Genomic DNA, 19,464 nt, shown 5'->3' on the forward strand with positions numbered 1-19,464 from the left:
TTTCTATATGCGCAAACCAATTATCGCAGGAAATTGGAAAATGTATAAAACATTATCAGAAGCGATAGACTTCGTTAAAATGGTGAAATCTTCAATACCATCCACAGATCAAGTAGACTCTGTTATTTGTGCACCATCATTATTTTTACCTACTCTTGTTAAAGAAGCTGATGGTTCAACTTTAGCAATTGGTGCGCAAACAATGCACTATGAAGAGGAAGGGGCTTTTACAGGAGAAATAAGCCCTTCACAATTAGAAGATATTAAAGTTCAATATGTAATCTTAGGTCACTCAGAACGTCGCCAATATGACAACGAAACAGATGAAGGTGTCAATAAAAAGGCACATGCAGCATTTAGCCATCACCTAACTCCAATTATTTGTGTTGGTGAAACATTAGAAGAAAGAGAAGCAAGTAATACAGTAGTGAAGGTTTCTTCTCAAGTAGGTGCTGCATTAAAAGGATTATCCGTTGAACAAATTGCGAAAACAGTTATTGCGTATGAACCAATCTGGGCAATTGGCACAGGTAAAACTGCAACTGCTCATGATGCAAACGAAGTATGTAAAGCAATACGAAATACAGTAAAAGAAATTGCTGGTGATGTTGCTGCAGAATCTATCAGAATCCAATATGGTGGTAGTGTGAAACCGGAAAACGTAGTAGAATTATTATCGATGGAGCATATTGATGGTGCTCTAGTTGGTGGTGCAAGTTTAAAACCGGATTCATACTTAAAATTATTGGAGGCTGGGGCAAATGCCTAATAAACCAGTAGCATTAATTATTTTAGATGGTTTAGGCTTACGCGATGAGATTTTCGGTAATGCAGTAGCGCAAGCGAAGAAACCAAATTTGGACCGTTATTGGAGTTCTTTTCCACATAACACATTAACAGCATCAGGTGAAGCTGTTGGTCTTCCTGATGGCCAAATGGGAAACTCAGAAGTTGGACATTTAAATATCGGCGCAGGTCGTATTGTCTATCAAAGCTTAACTAGAATCCACAAAGCGATTAAAGACGGTGACTTTTTTACAAATAACGCTTTGTTGGATGCAGTCAATCATGTTAAGCAAAACAACTCAAAACTCCACATTATGGGACTATTATCTGATGGTGGTGTGCATAGTCATTATGATCATTTATTTGCCTTATTGAAATTGGCAAAAGATCAAGGGCTTGAAGAAGTATTTGTACATGGATTTTTAGATGGTCGAGATGTCGGTCCTAAAACGGCTGTAGGTTATATCGAAGAAACAGAACGCCAAATGGCTAAAATCGGTGTTGGTCAATTCGCATCTATTAGTGGTCGATACTATGCAATGGACCGAGACAATCGTTGGGATCGTGAAGAGAAAGTCTACAAAGTATTAGTAGACGGTCAAGGAATTGAAGCATCTTCTGCTAAAGAAGGTGTCAAAGCATCTTATGCAAATGACATAACAGATGAATTTGTTGTTCCATTTGTGATTAAAAAAGATGATAAACCTGTTGCTACCATTCAATCAAATGATGCAGTGATTTTCTTTAACTTCCGACCAGACCGTGCAATTGAATTATCCACAGCTTTTACAAATCCAGCATTTGATGGGTTTACACGAAGCGAAAATCACCCACAAAATTTGAAATTTATTTGTTTCAAAAAGTACAGTGATAAGGTTATTGGTGAAATTGCATTCCATGATGAAGATTTGAAAAATACCATTGGTGAAGTTTTATCGGATAACAAACTTCGTCAGCTACGAATTGCAGAAACTGAAAAGTACCCTCATGTTACATTCTTTATGAGTGGAGGTCGTGAACAAACTTTCCCTGGAGAAGAACGTATTTTGATCAATTCACCTAAAGTGGCGACTTACGATTTAAAACCAGAAATGAGTGCATACGAAGTAACAGATGCACTTGTCGAAGCAATTGAAGCGGACCGATTTGATGGTATTATCTTAAACTTTGCAAATCCTGATATGGTTGGACATAGTGGTATGTTAGAACCAACTATTAAAGCAATCGAAGCTGTAGATGAATGTTTGGGTAGAGTAGTAGAAGCTCTTCTTGCAAAAGGAGGAGCAGCGATTATTACTGCCGATCACGGGAACTCTGATGAAGTAGTAACCCTTGAAGGTCAACCGATGACAGCCCATACAACTAATCCTGTGCCAGTAATTATCACAAAAGAAAATATTGTGGTAAGAAATGGCGGAATTTTAGCCGATTTGGCTCCTACCATGTTAAAATTACTAGGAGTGGAACAACCACTTGAAATGACAGGTAAACCATTATTTTAAACTGAGGAGAGTTAAACAATGCCAATTATTACAGACGTACAAGCTCGTGAAGTATTAGATTCACGCGGTAACCCAACAGTAGAAGTAGAAGTATTTACAGAATCAGGCGCATTTGGACGTGCAATCGTTCCTTCTGGTGCATCTACTGGGGAATATGAAGCAGTAGAATTGCGCGATGGTGACAAAGGTCGCTACCTTGGTAAAGGTGTTTTAAAAGCAGTTGATAATGTAAACAACGTCATTGCTCCAGAACTAATTGGAAATTATTCAGTTCTTGATCAAGTTTCAATTGATCGCATGATGATTGAATTAGATGGTACTGAAAACAAAGGTAAATTAGGCGCAAATGCTATTTTAGGTGTTTCTTTAGCTGTCGCTCATGCAGGTGCTGATTACCTAGACCTACCTCTATATCAATACATTGGTGGAGTCAATTCAAAACAACTTCCAGTTCCAATGATGAACATCTTAAACGGCGGAGAACACGCTGATAATAACGTAGATATTCAAGAATTTATGGTAATGCCTGTAGGCGCAGAATCATTCCGTCACGCTTTACGTATGGGTGCTGAAATCTTCCACTCTTTAAAAGCAGTTCTAAAAGAATCTGGTCACAACACAGCTGTAGGTGATGAAGGTGGTTTTGCACCAAACTTAACTTCAAACGAAGAAGCATTATCTACAATTGTAACTGCAATTGAACGTGCAGGTTACAAACCAGGTGAAGAAGTAATGTTAGCAATGGATGTAGCATCTTCTGAACTTTATTCTGATGAAGATGGAAAATACCACCTAGATGGTGAAGGTGTTGCAAAAACTTCTGAAGAAATGGTTGCTTGGTATGAAGAATTGACTGTTAAATACCCAATCATCTCTATTGAAGATGGTCTTGACGAAAATGACTGGGCTGGTCACAAAATGCTTACTGAACGTATCGGTAAACGTGTACAACTAGTAGGTGATGATTTATTCGTTACAAATACGAAAAAATTATCTCGCGGTATTGAAGAAGGCGTAGGTAACGCAATCTTAGTTAAAGTTAACCAAATCGGTACATTAACAGAAACTTTAGATGCTATTGAAATGGCAAAACGCGCTGGCTACACAGCAATCATCTCTCACCGTTCTGGTGAATCAGAGGATACAACAATTGCTGATATCGCGGTTGCTACTAACGCTGGCCAAATCAAAACTGGTGCCCCATCTCGTACAGACCGTGTTGCAAAATACAACCAATTACTTCGTATCGAAGATCAATTATCTGCAACAGCTCAATTTAATGGCATTAAATCTTTCTACAACATCAACCGCTAATTTGAGTATGAATTTTTAATATATTTTATAAATAGAAAAGCTGCTATCTTCAATTTTGCAAGATAGCGGCTTTTCTTTTGTAGTTATTGAAAAAATGATTATTTGACAATGCCTATCATAAACCCGTCGTAGCCTTTAGCACCGACAGTTTGAATAGCTGTAGAATCTATAGCAGGATTATTAACCAGTAAATCCATAAACTTTTGTATTCCTTTTACTCGCTCATCATCACTTGTTTCATCAAAAATCTTGCCGTTTCTTACGACGTTGTCAGCAATAATAATTGCACTTGGATTGGCTAATGTTAATGCCCATTTTAAATAGTGTGGATAATTTTCTTTATCTGCATCGATAAAAATAAGATCAAACAATAATTCCTTCTCTTTAAGTTTGGATAACGTATCCAAAGCTTTCCCAACAATAACTTCTATTTTATTTTCATAGCCAGCTTCACGGATATTTTGCTCGGCAATTTTTGCATACTGTGGATTGAATTCTAGTGTATAGACTTTTCCTGTTTCAGAAAGAGCACGAGCCATCCAAATACTACTATATCCACCGAGTGTACCAATTTCTAAAATATTCTCTGCCCCTTTTGTTTTAGCTAAAAGGTATAAGAGTTTTCCATGTGTTGCGGAGACATTGATATCAGGAATACCTGCTTGCTTATTTGTCTTTTGTACTTGATCAAGTGAAGCATCAAAAGGAATTAATCTATCTGTAATATAATCATCTACTAATGTCCAAATCATAAAATCAAATATTAAAAATCCTCCTTATCATTTCATTTTTTTCAGTTCTAGTTTATGTAAAGGAGGATAAAATGTTCTCTATGGAAAAAAGATGATTTTTTTAAACAAGTTAAGCAGTTAACTAGGAAGGAAAATACATTCACCATCACAGGTGTTCGCATCCTATCGTGAACTACATACGATGATGGATAAATGCTTTCAGAGGCCAGTTTAAATATTTTTTATCGTCAAAATATAGTAACAATGATAAAATAATAGAAAAGTGTGTATTGTATTGGTTTGTTTACTGCTAAAAGTAGAACTTCGTTGTCATTACGTACAGTTTTTGGTAAGATAAGACTGTTGTGATGTTTCGAATCAGGAGGTGGAACATATGCATACAGCAATTATGACTTTACTTCTTATCGTGTCAGTTGCCTTGATTATCGTAGTATTGTTGCAATCTAGTAAGAGTGCTGGTCTTTCAGGAGCCATCTCTGGTGGAGCTGAACAACTTTTTGGGAAAACAAAAGCCCGCGGGGTAGACTTAGTATTACACCGTATTACTGTTGTATTATCAATCTTATTCTTCGTGTTAGCAATCGCTATCGCAAGAATCTAATGCACACTAAAAAACCGCCTGGCCACTCATGGTTAGGCGTTTTCTATAGGATATTAAAAGCAGAGCTGGCTCGAACTGCCCCGACATGCATTGGAGGGCCCGAATCGAAAGTGTCTTTTCAACTTTCGACCGAGGGACCGAAATGACACGAGGGGCAAGCCGGAGGAGCTAGATAGATTAAAAGCGGAGCGTTTAATTATAGATATCAAAGTAGTAGGAGGCCACCTCATCATGAAACCTACATTACCACAACCATTTTTCTTTGAAGCTGGACCAAGAGCGGTATTACTTTTACATGGATTTACTGGAAATTCAGCGGATGTACGTATGCTTGGGCGTTTTCTAGAGAAAAAAGGTTATACATCACTGGCTCCACATTATAAAGGTCATGGTGTTCCGCCAGAAGAACTTATACATACCAACCCACAACAATGGTGGCAAAGTGTACTTGATGGTTATCAAACATTACAAAATGCTGGATATAAAGAAATTGCCGTAGCAGGATTATCTCTTGGTGGCGTATACTCACTAAAATTAGGTTATTCTTATCCAGTTAAGGCTATCATAACAATGTGTGCACCGATGACAATGCGTTCAACGGATAAAATGTTTGAGGGCGTCGTCCAATATGCAGAAAGATTCAATCAGAACTTTGCTAAAAGTAAAGAAGAGTCTGAGGCAAGTTTGGACTACATCAAAAAAACTGGTATGCCATCATTAAAAGAACTAAGTGAATTAATATATGAAGTAAGAGAACATGTTGATGAAATCTATGCGCCCCTTTTTGTTGTTCAAGGACGAAAAGATAATGTCATCGACATAAAATCTGCAGAGTATATTTATGAACAAGTAGAATCTAATGATAAACAGATAAAATGGTATGAAGAATCTGGGCATGTTATTACATTAGGTCAAGAAAGAAAACAATTGCATGAAGATATATATACTTTTTTAGAGTCACTCGATTGGCATGAGTAAAAAAAGTAATGATTGCAAATGCTAGTAGAAGGAGGGAAGAACGATGAATTTCGAAGAACCAACATTAGAAACAAGATTATTGGAATTTATGAGAGAAGAAGCCTATAAACCATTAACGGTAGCAGAATTTGAAGATCAGTTCGGCTTTCGAGATGCTGAAGAATTCAAAGAACTCGTAAAGACTCTTGTAAAACTTGAGCAACAAGGTGAGGTTGTACGAACACGTACAAATCGTTATGGTTTACCAGAACGTATGAATTATATACAAGGTCGTTTTATAGGACATGCTAAAGGATTTGGATTTGTTGCACCTGAAGAAGAAGGTATGGATGATGTATTTATTCCACCTACAGAGGTTAATGGTGCTGTAAATGGAGATAAAGTTCTTATCCATGTTTCAAAGACAACTTCTGGAGATAGACGCGAAGGCTCTATCATTAAAATTATTGAACGTGGAATCACAAAAGTAGTAGGAACTTTCCAAGCTAACCGAGGATTTGGATTTGTTGTACCCGATGATAAAAAATTACCGATGGATCTTTTTATTCCAAAAGAAAATACATTAGGTGCTATGGATGGTCATAAAGTAGTTGCAGAAATTATTGAATGGCCAGGTGAACACCGTTCTGCGACAGGGATTATAACGAAAATATTAGGACACAAGAATGATCCTGGAGTAGATATTCTTTCGATTATCCACAAACACGATATTACCGTAGATTTCCCACAAGAAGTTATAGATGCTGCAAGTGCAGTACCTGATGAAATTTCCGAAAAAGATCGCGAAGGTCGCCGAGATTTACGTGACCAAATGATTGTAACAATTGACGGCGAAACAGCAAAAGACTTGGATGATGCCGTTACAGTGACAAAAAATGAAGATGGCACATATAAATTGGGCGTCCATATTGCTGATGTAAGTTATTATGTGACAGATGGTTCTACTTTAGACCGTGAAGCATATGATCGTGCAACAAGTGTGTATTTAACAGACCGTGTAATTCCGATGATTCCTCATCGTCTATCAAATGGGATTTGTTCTTTAAATCCTCAAGTGGATCGTTTAACACTTTCTTGTGAAATGACCATCAATGGAAGCGGACAAGTCGTTGACCATGAAATTTTCCAAAGTGTGATTCGTACAACTGAACGTATGACTTATACGGATGTCTATAAGATATTAGAAGAAGATGATGAAGCGTTAAAAGAACGTTATGCACAACTTGTTCCAATGTTTAAAAATATGAAAGAATTGGCTGGGATTTTAAACAATCGTCGTATGAAACGAGGAGCAGTCGATTTTGACTTTAAAGAATCTTACGTAATCGTCGATGAAAATGGATGGCCAATCGATATTGCATTACGTGATAGAACTGTTGCGGAACGTATTATCGAAGAATTTATGTTAGTTGCAAACGAAACAGTTGCAGAACATGTCAATCGTATGGATTTACCGTTTATCTATCGTATTCACGAAGATCCAAAACCTGAAAAGTTACAAAGATTCTTCGAGTTTATCACGAATTTTGGATTAGTCGTTCGTGGTACAGGAAATACAGTTGAACCTAGAGCATTACAAGAGATTTTAGATTCTGTAAAAGATGAACCTGAATATCCAGTGATTTCAACTATGATGTTACGCTCAATGCAACAGGCAAAATATAGCCCAGAATGTTTAGGACACTTTGGTTTATCAACAGATTTTTATACACATTTTACTTCTCCAATTAGACGTTACCCAGACTTAATCGTCCATCGATTGATTCGTACGTATTTGATCAATGGTGATAAGAGTAAAGAAACGGTAAGCTATTGGGGCGCTCATATGGATGAAATTGCTGAGCACACTTCTAATCGTGAACGCCGTGCAGTAGATGCGGAACGTGACACAGAATCATTGAAGAAAGCTCAATATATGGCTGATAAAATCGGTGAAAAATTCACAGGTATTGTTAGCTCTATTACGAACTTTGGTATGTTTATCGAATTAGAAAACACAATTGAAGGCCTTGTGCATATTAGTAATATGACAGACGATTACTATAACTTCGATGATCGTCAAATGGTGATGATTGGGGAAAGAACAGGACGTATTTTCCACATTGGCGATGAAGTAGAAATCAGTGTACTAGAAGTGAATGTGGAAGAATCTGCAATCGACTTTGAAATTGTGGGAATGCCGAAAGCTCAAAGACGTACTCGCCGTCAAGCACCAGTTGTTATTCGCGCAAAATCAAGAGATGGTGAACATGGTAGAGAAAAAGGTGGAAACGACAAGAAACGAAAACGTACACCAAGTGGTCCAAGAGTAAACGGTAAAACTCGTAAACAAGAACGTAAAGCTGCTGGCAAAAACGGCAGCGGAAAAAACAAAAAGAAAGCATTCTACGAAGGCATTGCAAAGAAACAGCAAAAACGCCGTAGAAAGAAACGATAAGAGAAGAGCTTCTCGCTCTTCTCAACCCGATATTGAAGAGGTGACGCCAAATGCCAAAAGGAACAGGTAAAGTTTTAGCACAAAACAAAAAAGCTGGTTTTGATTATTACATCGAAGAAACAATCGAAGCTGGTATCGTACTAAGTGGTACTGAAATCAAATCTATCCGAAAAGGGAAAGTCCAACTGAAGGACTCTTTTATCTTAATCCGAAATGGAGAAGCTTGGATTTCCAATATGCATATTAGTACTTACGAACAAGGAAATATTTTCAACCATGATCCAGTGCGCGTCCGTAAATTATTGCTACATAAAAAGCAAATCCAACAATTGAATATAGATGTCAAACCCGATGGCTACACAATTGTACCGCTTAAAATGTACATAAAAGATGGATACGCTAAACTATTAATCGGCCTTGGTAAAGGTAAGAAAAACTATGACAAACGTGCTGACATAAAGAAAAAAGAAGCAAAACGCGATATGGCACGCGCCGTAAAGGCAAAAAATCAATACTAAGATATACCACTTGAAGTATGACCTAATTTGTCATATACTCTATGTATAGCAAATAAGCCAGTTCACAGTTATGAGTAATCATACTGATCCGAAACGCTGATTCTATCAGCACCTTAATGGATTATATATACATGGTTTTTCGTAGTTTAGTTGATTCGATTGAAGGAACACCGGAGTGCACTTAGGTGCATGAGGATGTGACTGAAAGAAGTTGACGAAGAAATACGCCGTGTATAAAAATTCGATATTAAGGGGACGTTACGGATTCGACAGGGATGGTCTGAGCTTGAGTTGCGCGTCGGAGGTCTCGGCTTCGTCAACAACGGAAGTTATATAATAACTGGCAAAACAAACAATAACTTAGCTTTCGCAGCGTAAGCTCGAAACTGCCTAACTGCTCTATCGCCCATGTAGCGTAGCTAGGCTCAACTTTAGTGGGATACGGTTGCTAGTGCCACTTGAGCTAGTAGCAAGAGATTTCCAAGTTAGCACACAGGACGCCTGTTTGTCGGCATAATGCTGTGCGAATCCTAAATAGACAAACTACACGCGTAGTAACTGAAGTATCAGAGTTTCTGGACGCGGGTTCGATTCCCGCCGTCTCCATAGTACAAACAAAAAGAGATTAATTTTCTACTTTAAGAGTAGAAATTGATCTCTTTTTTTATTTCTTTTAAATTTGTAAAAAATAATTTTAAATATTATGAAGTATCTCCTTAATAAATAGAATCAAAAAATAACATTATTTAAATTTTATTTCCTTTTTTTAAGTGCAAAACAACCAAAGATGATTAATGTGATAAAATAACTATAGAATAGGATGCCCAAAAGATACAAAAAAATCCTCCTTTAATTTGGAGGATCTAAAAAGTGTTATATTGCTTGGGGTACAAAAGAAAAGATAGTATTTAAAAGTCAAGACTTAGAATTCTGCAAAAAAATGTTGGAGTTGGATAGTTCCTGCAGAAGTTAGTAATAGTGTAGCTGCGATTAAGCAATTTAAGAAAATAGATTTCTTTTTCATCATTTTCACATTCCTTTCTTTTATGTTATATAAATTATTATAGTCAATAAAATACATTTAAAATAAAATGTAAACAAAATTATACATATATCTTAAATTAGGGGGTTATTAAATGGAAATTGGCCAAGTTATTAAAAAAATACGTACAAATAAAAACATTACACAACAATCACTAGCCAATGCGATTGGTATGACTCGTCCCTATATTGCTCGAATCGAATCAGGAAAAAATAGTATTTCGTCAGACAAGCTTACTGAAATATTGGATTACTGTAATGTAACTTACAATGAGTTTTTTTATATTAAAAATGATTATAAAAAATCATCAAAAATGAATGACTATAATAAAGTAATAAAATTATACTATGAAAATAATATAGAGGAAATTTCAAAAATAAAAAATGAAGCGGAAAAGAAATATGAAGAAAATAGTGATATATTTTTAAGACATTTATATATTTTGTGCATTAGTATGGAAAATGACTTGGATGTCAATAAAATAGATAAAGAATATATCCAAGAAATAACAGATTATTTATTAAGCATTGATGATTGGTGCTATTATGAGTTGGTTGTATTAAATAACTTTTTATTTCTATTGCCCCCTGCTGCTGCTATTTTAATGTCAAAAAATTTACTGAAATACGCAGAAAAATATAAGGAATTGAATTCAGATACAAAAGTATTAAGTTATTTATTATTTAATCTTCTAGAATTGAGTATAAAAAATAATGAGTTTGAATCTGCTAAACTGCTATTAAATGCTACGAAAACATATACCACCAAAAAAACAGAGTTTTTTGAACTAACGTTATCATTGTTTTATGAAGGAATAATGAATATAATAGACGATTCTGTTATGGAAGGAATTGGAAAGTGCAATAAATCCTTGGATATATTCAAAACTTTAGGTAATGAGTATTTTTATACAAAATTAAAAGAAGACCTAGACAATTTATTAAAAAAGAAGTTGGCTTCAAATAAAGAAGATAACGTATAAAATAAGTCACAAAAAATTATTATTGCCTCTCAATAAGATTAAATATATATAATGGAAAATATATTTATTCGGTTCTAAATGCTTAATATTATGCATTTAGGATTATAAGGTCGGGTGGTAATAATGGAAGAAAAGTATAGTGGCTTTTATTTATTTTTAAATCTTGTTCTAATCGTGTTATTTGGAGTTAGTCTTTTTACTATCAAACTAACAACTTTCAATATTGTTATTTTCTCCATTGTGCTGATCGTGCAAGTAGGGTTAGCAGCTTACATTAAGTTTCTTCATCAAGATATCATGAAGAAACTTGTGGATACAGAAAAAAATCTAATGGTTTCTGAAAGAGAAATAAAGCATAAAACGTATTTTGATGAAATTACGAAATTACCAAACGAACGATACTTGTTAGATAAAATTGAAGAAAATTTACATGTTAATCCATATGATAAAGCGGTATTAGTTTTTGAAATAGATAGGTTAGCTTCTATAAAATCTTCACTCGGCTCTGTTTATTCGGATTGCCTATTACGTAAGGTGGCTCAGAGACTACAAGATCAATTATCCGATCAATTAATCATTGGTAAGTTAAGAGATGATCAGTTTGTCATTTTAATTGATCATTATGAAAGTCGCGATGATATTCTGAAGTTTTGTAAGCAACTTCAGAAAATAATGGAAACACCTTTTGAAATCCAGTATTTTTCATTGAATAATAGCTTAAATATTGGCATTTCATTTTATCCAAAAGATGCAGAGTCTGAGTTGGATTTGATTAAGTTTGCTCAGATTGCAGCATACGAGGCCAGAAACACACAGGAACATATTTTGTTTTATGAGACATCTATGTCTGATGTGCGAACTGAAAGAGTAACATTAGAGAATGATTTGTTTAATGCGCTAAAAAACAACGAGTTATTTTTAGAATATCAACCTCAAGTAGATACCATGACGGGTGAAATTATTTCAATGGAAGCGTTAGTTAGATGGCGACATCCTAAAAGAGGGTTGGTCTCTCCAGGTGAATTTATACCTGTTGCTGAAGAGTCCGGGTTGATAAATCCAATCGGTAAATGGGTTCTTGAAACAGCATGTTATCAAACAAAAAAACTACAAGATAAAATAGATAGACCAATTCAAATTGCGGTTAACTTATCATTATGTCAGCTATTTCAAGGGGATTTTGTTCAAACTGTGCAACAAATACTAGAAAAGACGGAATTATCACCACAATCATTACAATTGGAATTAACGGAAAGTATGACGATGAATACGGATCACCTTACACCAATTCTTCATGATTTAAAATCGCTTGGTGTTTCATTAGCTGTTGATGATTTTGGGACTGGTTATTCGTCCTTATCTTATTTGAGGGATTTGCCAATCGATTGTTTGAAAATCGATTGCTCATTCGTCAAAAATATCCAACAAGATACAAGTAATGAACCAATAGTGGATATGATTATTTCAATGGCAAAACATTTAAACTTAAAAGTGGTTGCAGAAGGTGTAGAGGAAATAACACAATTTAATTATCTAATGAAAAGTAAGTGCGATTTTATACAAGGTTATTTATTTAGTAGACCAATATCTATTGAACAAATTTTTGATACTCTTTGTAATTTACAGCATATAGCAAAAGAAATGATTCAATCATTACAAGAGGATCTTACTCATGAGGCTGTTCGAAAAAGTTTATGAAATAGACTTTGAGGACAGACCTCTATTTTTATTTTATACTACTATTTTTTGCAAGAAGCTTTTGCCGGAAATTAATCTTAATATTTCATATTATCTTTACTATATTCTTGACAATTTACTCCGATAAATTATATGGAATACAACAAAAGGGTACAGTCAGGGAAACTTGGTGTCACAAAGCTACAGGGGCTAAGGATTTTATGATATCTATGTCAGCCAGCTACCGTTACCCAAACGAGGAGGAAAAGGTAATGAAAACAAGAAATGTAACAAAAATTTTAACAGGTCTAGCAGCAGTTAGTTTAGTACTTGGCACTACTTCTTTAGTAAGTGCAAAAGGTGCAGATCATGGTAAATCAGGTCATAAAGAAAAAGTAGAAAAAGTAGAAAAAGCAAAAGATAAGAAAAAAGAAAATAAGAAAAAAACAGTTATTAAATCTAAAGCTGGAAAAATAGTTGAAAAGCGTTTGAATTCGGTTAATAAAAATGTATCAGCTATTACTAAATCTATTAACATATTTTTCGGAGTGAATGAAGATGGTACAACTGAGAAAGAGTTAAGTGAAAAAACTGCTTCAAAAAAATATAAAAGCTATAAAGGTAAACTCAAAGCAGAGATCAATAAACTACGTACAATTAACAAACAACTAAAATCATTAAATAAAAAGAATAGATTAAGTGAATCAGATTATGAAGCTTTAATTAAGAAATCCGAAGAATTAGAACAACTTGCAAAAGACGAGATTGATAGAGTCGAATCACTAGCAGAACAAGCTTCAACCACTAAAGAGGATTCAGAACAAACTAATGCTACAGATGAACAAAAAGATTCAGATGGCCAAGAAGATACTGAGGATGCAAAAGAACAAACAGAATCTGATGATCAAATAGATTCTGGTGATACAGATGACCAATCAGATGCAGAAGAACAAACGCAAACAGATGATACATCAGATCAACCCTCAACTGTAGATATAGCAACTCCTACAGTTCCAGCTCAGTAATAGAGTCGGTTACTAACTCAATAGATATACTTAATACATGGGCATGAGTTCAATAATTTGGACTCATGTCTTTTGTTTTGTCTAGATGTTGATGAGATTGATGTATCTGATTCAATTGTTAAAATCATTAAAAATTCATTTTAGTAACATTTTTTTGTTGCATCTAACGTTACGTCAGCTTTTATACTGATGATAAAGGGAGAGGATGTTATGTATTCAATTGGTGAGTTTGCTAAGAAAACAGGTTTGACTGTTCGATCATTGCGCTTCTATGACCAAAAGGGTTTATTGAATCCGTCTTATATTTCTGAAGCGGGGCATCGGTATTATGATGATCGATGTATTGAGACAGTTCAAAAGATTGTTACTTTAAAATATTTGGATTATACATTGGATGAGATTGAAGAATTACTACAGGATGATTCGCAAACGATTTTGTCTTCTTTAATGTTTCAAAAGGAACAGTTGGAGAAAAAGCGAACCCAGATTGATAGAATTATTCGTTGTATCGATACAGCGACTGCTATTGCTGGACAAAGTAAGGTCGTGGAGCCAACATTGTTCTTATTGATCATTCATAGCTTGCTAACGGAGAATGAGCAAAAAGAATATTTGGCACAATTCCTACCGTTAGATTTAATCGAAAAAATGTATGATTATACAGGGGAAAATATTATTGATATTAATCAGCAATATATGGAGCTCACTTATCTTATCAAACAGGCTTATCAAAAACCAATTGCCGATCAAGCACTAAAATCCTTAATAGAACAGTTTTCAATGATTATTCCAAAACCGTTGATGTTGGAAATTGCAGAGGCATTAGAAGGAAAAGTAGATATGGAGATGGCTGAATTGTTATTTCCTTCTCCATTTACAAAAGAGGAAGAGGAATGGTTCTTAGAACAAGCCAAAAGACTAGGATTATACGGAGGATTAGATGATGAATAATTCTTTGAAAGAACTTTGGCAGCTTATACAAAAAAGCCAATTTTCAAAAGGAATGGCTTCAAGTGCTCTATTGATCAGTATTGTAGAAACAATTATTAGTTTAGCGGTGCCGTTATTTACGATGAATATGATCAATGACTTTTCAAATGGGGGAGTTCATTGGAAATCAATTGGATTTTTAGCCTTATTTCTTGTATGCCAAGCTATCTTAAGTGGATTTACTTTTTATATGATGCGGAAGTTTGGAGAGCGTGTAGTAGCAAATTTACGCCAACTGTTCTGGGGGCATGTTCTCTATTTAAAGATACCGTATTTCGATGATCACGAATCTGGAGAAACGATGAGTAGGATTACGCAAGATACGAGTGTTATCAAGGAACTTATTACAGAGCATTTTGTAAGTTTTGTGTCAGGGGTTTTTGCCATTATTGGTGCAGTATCGATTTTGATATGGATTGATTGGAAGATGACGCTACTTATGCTAATCTCAGTTCCTTTGGCTATTTTAATAACGTTACCATTAGGGAAGAGTATGCATAAAATTGCAAAGGCAAATCAAGATGAACTGGCAAGTTTTAGCGGTCAGCTAGGTCGGGTATTAACAAATATTCGATTAGTCAAAACATCCCAAATGGAGTCAATAGAGCAGCAAAAAGGAAATGAAAGAATTCAGCATCTTTATCACTTTGGTTTAAAGGAAGCAAAGGTACTAGCAGTTCTATCGCCAATTATGACGCTTATTATGATGGTCGTACTGATTTTGTTGTTTGGATATGGAGGAGCAAAGGTTGCTACTGGAGCCATCTCGGCTGGAGAACTTGTGGCTATTATGATTTATTTGGTACAAATTATCCTTCCTTTTACTCAAATGGCGACTTTCTTTACAGCTTTGCAAAAAGCATTAGGTGCTACTGAACGGCTAACAACTATTTTAAAAGAACCAATTGAAAAAATGAGTGGAAAACCAATGATAAATGATTTGTCATCTATTCATTTTGACAATGTAGTCTTTCATTATGGAGACAAGCCAGTGTTAAATGGTCTTTCATTTTCAATTCCAACAGGGAAAACCACTGCATTTGTTAGTAGTAGTGGTGGCGGGAAAACGACGATACTTTCTTTGTTAGAACGCTTTTATAGAGTAAAAGAGGGCGAGATTCTTTTTGGAGAAAAAACGATTGATGATCTTGCATTGAAAGAGTGGAGAGGACTCTTTGGATATGTAACGCAAGAAGCTCCGTTAATGACAGGTACGGTTAGAGATAATTTACTTTATGGTAGACAAGATGCGACAGAGAGTGAAATGTACGACGCATTAAAAGCAGCTTACGCATGGGAATTTGTGTCTAAGCTTGAAAAGGGGCTAGATACAGAAGTCGGTGAAGGTGGGATTAAATTATCCGGTGGGCAAAAACAGCGTATCGCAATTGCACGTGCATTATTGCGTAACCCTAAAATTTTGTTGTTAGATGAGGCCACCTCTAATTTAGATAATGACTCCGAGCATGAAGTACAGTTAGCCTTAGAGAAAGTGATGAAAGGGAGAACAACTATTATCATTGCACATCGATTATCAACGATAACACACGCTGATCAAATTTTAATATTTGAAGAAGGAAAAGTAACAGGAAGCGGTACGCATGAAGAACTTCAACAGACGCATCCCTATTATCAGCAGTTATTATCTAGTACATCACTTTCCTAAAAGTACTAGGAGGCATCATTTTTAAAAGGAATTGACTGTTCCAATTAGAACCTTCAATTCCTTTTGTGTTATTAAGACCCACTCTTATCTATTTTGTGTACAGTCTCACGTTATCACTTCCGTATTTTTGCTAATAACTTATTATGCAATCGTACAAAAATAATATATGAAAGTATGGAACCTATTAAAGCCATTGTCATATCCCATTCAGCATCCCAGCGATCACCTTGCATGCCTAAAAATCCTTTTGCAACTTGGGTACCCTTGGCAATTTTATAGGATAGCATTTCGACGATTTCGTATAAGGAAGCGATCATCATAATAATGCTAAAGCTGAAAAAGAAAAGCCAAAGTCCTTTTTGAATTTGTGTTTTTCGAATAATGATTTCCCTAACGATAATAATAGCCATTCCCTTCATCAAATGTCCAAAGCGATCATAATCGTTTCTTTTTAAATCAAACTTATCTTTTATCCAATCAAATAGGGGAACTTTTGCAAAAGTATAATGAGCACCGATAAATTCTAGAATGACTAATATTGCAATGATAATATAGGAGAGTGTGGTAAAGCGAAATCGATGATATGTCGCGATGACGATAATCAGACAGATAAAAATAGGTCCTCCGTCTGCTGCCCAGCTTGAATAACTCAAAGGTTTAATGAGCGACCAGATTAAAACTACAACTACGATTAGTAACAAAAATAAATGGATTTTTTTAGTGATAGGTTTGTTTTGAGTCATTACAGCCTTCCTTTTTCAAAAAACATTAATTATATTAATGCTAAAAAAGGGAACGATTGAAGTCGATCCCTTTAAAATATTTTAAATGGTTATTCTGGTTTATGAAGAGGGGGATGAGCAATCCATCCTTTTTCTTTGTTTAACTTTAACAGCTTGTATCCAATCATAGCCCAATCCATGTGATATTTAGCAAATGATTTTGCAATATCTTCACGAGTACATTGTCCCATGACCATACTACAAGCTACTAGCCCTTGTCCGACATTTACTGATACTGTTGCACTGATTTGAGGATCGACATACCTTGCGCCAGCAGGAATATCTTCTAAATTTGCTTTGGGTACTCCTGGTAAACTAGGTGGAGGCGTAATGCCATTGTTTTTGAGAATCTCTTCTACTTCTTTGTTATGCCTTTTCATCATCTCAATTGCATCTTGAAGAATCTTTTTAAGATCTTCATCACCAGTATGGTTTACAGAAATCTCATATCCACTGATTAAACCATTATTAGAAGCAACATATGCCCACAAACCTGTAACTTCACCATAATGTAACGGTTCAACTTTAGGGTTTCCATCCATAACACCCATATAAACTCCTCCAATCGTATTGTATAAACTTATCATTTTCTTAATATGGCCTTTTTATACATTCTAATATTTATGTTTTGGAACAAAATAATTAAAATTACCGTCTATTATTCAAACTGTTAAGATGGCTTTATGATATGATAATATGGCATAATTTGTTATATACAGAAAGTGTCGACGAGTAGTAAAATAAATACTTTGAAGTGTACTTTTGATAAGCTTTTAGAGGTGAATTATATTTGGAAAAGCGAAAACGATTATTGCAAGGGATTTTAGTGGTATCTGTCATTGAAATCTTATGCTTTTATTTTATAGGTAGAGATTATTTATTTATCAATGGATTAGACGACATGATTACCTATGTTGTTGTGGGAAATGTGTTCTTTTTTGTTAGTTACTTTTTATTGGTCGAAACAAGTAATTTCCGGAAAAAGTATATCTTAATAATCATTGCTTATGTGTTATTAGTAGTTGCACCTTTTGTTTATAAGAGTCATATTCCAACTTTTAATGCAGAAGATGCTACGGAAATTATTCAACGTACAGAAGGCGGAAAGGTTGTCAAAGATCGAGTTTTTGGACAAACAATGATCGATTATGATGGACAAGAGGTCTACATTATTACGATTAAGAAAAATAAAGAAATTGAACGCTTCGCATTTGATCCAAAAACAGAGAAATATTTTTCATTTGGTAACTAGAAAAGGGGATTTCAAATGGCAGAACATATTTTCACTTTAACTGCATCTTGGCCAGGTGGTCGTAATTCGGTAGGAGAGATTGCATCTGGGCAACTCCAAACAAAGGTATCCATTCCTCCTGAAATGGATGGACCAGGAGTAGGGACGAACCCAGATGAAATGCTTCTCGGTGCTGCAGCGACGTGCTATATCATCACGTTAGCTGCAATGCTTGAACGTGCAAACTTAGAAACTAGTAAGTTGACAATGACTTCAGAAGGTTTGGTAGATGTAACGAATGGGGTATTCACCTATGTCAAAATCACACATAAACCTAAAATTGTAATCCCAAGTACTTACACAGAAAAACAAGAAAGACAAGTTGTACGTCTTGCGGAAAAGGCAGAAAAGACATGTATGATTAGCAAAGCTATTCGCGGTAACGTAGAACTAGCCCTAAAAATCACCATAGATTATGAATAATTTAGGAAACACCTTTTAGTTTAGTAGCTGAAAGGTGTTTTTTTTTGCGATTTCGCTCTAGGTAGGACGTAAATTGTTAAGATATGGTATACAATTAAAAAGGAGCGAATAAAATGCACAAGATCATTTTTCGCGGCTTAAATGAAAGTATGAGACTAGTAAAACCAGTCGCGAAGAAAAAGAGTATATCGTCTTCTGTGAATTCGCTCTCGATAGGACGTAAACTGCTGAGAGGGCGAATACAATTCGAAAAGGAGCGAATAAAAGTAATCAGGGAGCGAATAAACGAGGCGAGGGAGCGAATAAAACCCATCCAAGAGCGAATAAAATGCACAAGATCCTTGTTCGCGGCTCAAATGGAAGTATGAAACAAGTAAAACCAGCCGCGGAGAAAAAGAGTATATCGTCTTCTGTGAATTCGCTCTCGATAGGACGTAAATTGCTGAGAGGGCGAATACAATTCGAAAAGGAGCGAATAAAAGTAATCAGTGAGCGAATAAACGGTGCCGAGGAGCGAATAACCTCCCTCCAAGAGCGAATAAACCCATTGCGCTGCTCGGATGTAAGTTCAAAAATAAAAAAACATTAGAAATACAGAAAAATTATTTGATAAGATAGAAATGGGCTAGTTGGTATATATTAGCAGTTCCTAATTTAGAAAACCAGTTGATGGAAAGTTAAAATCTTAATATCTAAAA

The 19,464-nt window shown here is 35.2% G+C and carries 17 protein-coding genes, 1 other RNA gene and 1 riboswitch; of the genes, 15 read left to right on the top strand and 3 right to left on the bottom strand.

Translation table 11 applies throughout. The features are described from left to right. Window positions 1-7 precede the first annotated feature (7 nt). From tpiA to eno, 3 genes are read left to right on the top strand one after another with little or no spacing between them, the layout of a single operon-like run. Window positions 8-769: a triose-phosphate isomerase gene (gene tpiA / locus D1606_RS03535; RefSeq protein ID WP_119414625.1), complete on the top strand. Its 762-nt coding sequence runs from the start codon at window positions 8-10 to the stop codon at window positions 767-769. After that, window positions 762-2,288: a 2,3-bisphosphoglycerate-independent phosphoglycerate mutase gene (gene gpmI, locus D1606_RS03540; protein WP_119414626.1), complete on the top strand. Its 1,527-nt coding sequence runs from the start codon at window positions 762-764 to the stop codon at window positions 2,286-2,288. Before tpiA ends, gpmI begins: the two co-directional genes overlap by 8 nt. Before the next feature lie 18 nt (window positions 2,289-2,306). Continuing rightward, window positions 2,307-3,602, top strand: coding sequence for a phosphopyruvate hydratase (eno, locus tag D1606_RS03545; protein WP_119414627.1), 1,296 nt, complete (start codon window positions 2,307-2,309; stop codon window positions 3,600-3,602). Between the two features lie 98 nt (window positions 3,603-3,700). Here the strand turns inward: eno and D1606_RS03550 are convergent, their stop codons facing one another. Beyond that, on the bottom strand, window positions 3,701-4,354 hold the full coding sequence (locus tag D1606_RS03550) for an O-methyltransferase (protein ID WP_119414628.1): 654 nt from the start codon (window positions 4,352-4,354) through the stop codon (window positions 3,701-3,703). A gap of 373 nt (window positions 4,355-4,727) precedes the next feature. On the opposite strand from D1606_RS03550, the gene secG reads away from it, so the two are divergent. From secG to D1606_RS03600, 10 genes are all read left to right on the top strand, one after another. After that, window positions 4,728-4,955, top strand: a complete 228-nt coding sequence (secG, locus tag D1606_RS03555) for a preprotein translocase subunit SecG (RefSeq protein WP_119414629.1) — start codon at window positions 4,728-4,730, stop codon at window positions 4,953-4,955. A gap of 231 nt (window positions 4,956-5,186) precedes the next feature. Next, entirely contained in the window at window positions 5,187-5,933 is a 747-nt protein-coding gene (locus tag D1606_RS03560) for an alpha/beta hydrolase (RefSeq protein WP_119414630.1), read from the top strand. A gap of 43 nt (window positions 5,934-5,976) precedes the next feature. Next, complete coding sequence (rnr, locus tag D1606_RS03565; protein WP_119414631.1) at window positions 5,977-8,370, top strand: ribonuclease R; 2,394 nt, start codon at window positions 5,977-5,979, stop codon at window positions 8,368-8,370. 50 nt (window positions 8,371-8,420) lie between these two features. Next, window positions 8,421-8,888: an SsrA-binding protein SmpB gene (gene smpB, locus D1606_RS03570; protein WP_119414632.1), complete on the top strand. Its 468-nt coding sequence runs from the start codon at window positions 8,421-8,423 to the stop codon at window positions 8,886-8,888. 251 nt (window positions 8,889-9,139) lie between these two features. Beyond that, window positions 9,140-9,497: a transfer-messenger RNA gene (gene ssrA / locus D1606_RS03575) on the top strand. A 527-nt stretch (window positions 9,498-10,024) separates the two neighbouring features. Further along, window positions 10,025-10,912 (top strand): helix-turn-helix domain-containing protein, encoded by an 888-nt coding sequence (locus D1606_RS03580; RefSeq protein ID WP_119414633.1) that lies wholly within the window; start codon window positions 10,025-10,027, stop codon window positions 10,910-10,912. Window positions 10,913-11,035: 123 nt separating this feature from the next. Continuing rightward, window positions 11,036-12,610, top strand: a complete 1,575-nt coding sequence (locus tag D1606_RS03585; RefSeq protein ID WP_119414634.1) for a putative bifunctional diguanylate cyclase/phosphodiesterase — start codon at window positions 11,036-11,038, stop codon at window positions 12,608-12,610. A 139-nt stretch (window positions 12,611-12,749) separates the two neighbouring features. Further along, window positions 12,750-12,838: riboswitch (cyclic di-GMP riboswitch) on the top strand. 23 nt (window positions 12,839-12,861) lie between these two features. Beyond that, on the top strand, window positions 12,862-13,614 hold the full coding sequence (locus D1606_RS03590; RefSeq protein ID WP_119414635.1) for a hypothetical protein: 753 nt from the start codon (window positions 12,862-12,864) through the stop codon (window positions 13,612-13,614). 210 nt (window positions 13,615-13,824) lie between these two features. Then, complete coding sequence (locus D1606_RS03595; RefSeq protein ID WP_119414636.1) at window positions 13,825-14,565, top strand: MerR family transcriptional regulator; 741 nt, start codon at window positions 13,825-13,827, stop codon at window positions 14,563-14,565. Beyond that, window positions 14,558-16,270: an ABC transporter ATP-binding protein gene (locus D1606_RS03600; RefSeq protein ID WP_119414637.1), complete on the top strand. Its 1,713-nt coding sequence runs from the start codon at window positions 14,558-14,560 to the stop codon at window positions 16,268-16,270. The genes D1606_RS03595 and D1606_RS03600 overlap by 8 nt, the downstream gene beginning before the upstream one ends. 113 nt (window positions 16,271-16,383) lie before the next feature. Here D1606_RS03600 and D1606_RS03605 read toward each other — a convergent pair whose 3' ends face one another. Then, window positions 16,384-17,013 (bottom strand): DUF2238 domain-containing protein, encoded by a 630-nt coding sequence (locus D1606_RS03605; RefSeq protein ID WP_119414638.1) that lies wholly within the window; start codon window positions 17,011-17,013, stop codon window positions 16,384-16,386. Between the two features lie 89 nt (window positions 17,014-17,102). Beyond that, complete coding sequence (locus tag D1606_RS03610; protein ID WP_119414639.1) at window positions 17,103-17,603, bottom strand: DUF3231 family protein; 501 nt, start codon at window positions 17,601-17,603, stop codon at window positions 17,103-17,105. 239 nt (window positions 17,604-17,842) lie between these two features. Between D1606_RS03610 and D1606_RS03615 the strand changes: the two genes are divergently transcribed. Then, a complete protein-coding gene (locus D1606_RS03615; protein WP_119414640.1) occupies window positions 17,843-18,304 on the top strand; it encodes a hypothetical protein in 462 nt (153 codons plus the stop codon). A 15-nt stretch (window positions 18,305-18,319) separates the two neighbouring features. Continuing rightward, complete coding sequence (locus tag D1606_RS03620; protein ID WP_119414641.1) at window positions 18,320-18,766, top strand: OsmC family protein; 447 nt, start codon at window positions 18,320-18,322, stop codon at window positions 18,764-18,766. The last annotated feature ends 698 nt before the right edge of the window (window positions 18,767-19,464 follow it).

Source organism: Rummeliibacillus sp. POC4, from assembly GCF_003576525.1.
GTDB lineage: Bacteria > Bacillota > Bacilli > Bacillales_A > Planococcaceae > Rummeliibacillus.

Excerpts from the sequence above, each read along its gene's own strand:
- rnr (WP_119414631.1), top strand. The coding sequence starts at position 5,977 with ATGAATTTCGAAGAACCAACATTAGAAACAAGATTATTGGAATTTATG.
- secG (WP_119414629.1), top strand. The coding sequence starts at position 4,728 with ATGCATACAGCAATTATGACTTTACTTCTTATCGTGTCAGTTGCCTTG.
- D1606_RS03580 (WP_119414633.1), top strand. The coding sequence starts at position 10,025 with ATGGAAATTGGCCAAGTTATTAAAAAAATACGTACAAATAAAAACATT.
- D1606_RS03595 (WP_119414636.1), top strand. The coding sequence starts at position 13,825 with ATGTATTCAATTGGTGAGTTTGCTAAGAAAACAGGTTTGACTGTTCGA.
- D1606_RS03620 (WP_119414641.1), top strand. The coding sequence starts at position 18,320 with ATGGCAGAACATATTTTCACTTTAACTGCATCTTGGCCAGGTGGTCGT.
- smpB (WP_119414632.1), top strand. The coding sequence starts at position 8,421 with ATGCCAAAAGGAACAGGTAAAGTTTTAGCACAAAACAAAAAAGCTGGT.
- eno (WP_119414627.1), top strand. The coding sequence starts at position 2,307 with ATGCCAATTATTACAGACGTACAAGCTCGTGAAGTATTAGATTCACGC.
- D1606_RS03585 (WP_119414634.1), top strand. The coding sequence starts at position 11,036 with ATGGAAGAAAAGTATAGTGGCTTTTATTTATTTTTAAATCTTGTTCTA.
- D1606_RS03550 (WP_119414628.1), bottom strand. The coding sequence starts at position 4,354 with ATGATTTGGACATTAGTAGATGATTATATTACAGATAGATTAATTCCT.
- D1606_RS03560 (WP_119414630.1), top strand. The coding sequence starts at position 5,187 with ATGAAACCTACATTACCACAACCATTTTTCTTTGAAGCTGGACCAAGA.
- D1606_RS03590 (WP_119414635.1), top strand. The coding sequence starts at position 12,862 with ATGAAAACAAGAAATGTAACAAAAATTTTAACAGGTCTAGCAGCAGTT.
- gpmI (WP_119414626.1), top strand. The coding sequence starts at position 762 with ATGCCTAATAAACCAGTAGCATTAATTATTTTAGATGGTTTAGGCTTA.
- D1606_RS03600 (WP_119414637.1), top strand. The coding sequence starts at position 14,558 with ATGAATAATTCTTTGAAAGAACTTTGGCAGCTTATACAAAAAAGCCAA.
- D1606_RS03610 (WP_119414639.1), bottom strand. The coding sequence starts at position 17,603 with ATGGGTGTTATGGATGGAAACCCTAAAGTTGAACCGTTACATTATGGT.
- D1606_RS03605 (WP_119414638.1), bottom strand. The coding sequence starts at position 17,013 with ATGACTCAAAACAAACCTATCACTAAAAAAATCCATTTATTTTTGTTA.
- tpiA (WP_119414625.1), top strand. The coding sequence starts at position 8 with ATGCGCAAACCAATTATCGCAGGAAATTGGAAAATGTATAAAACATTA.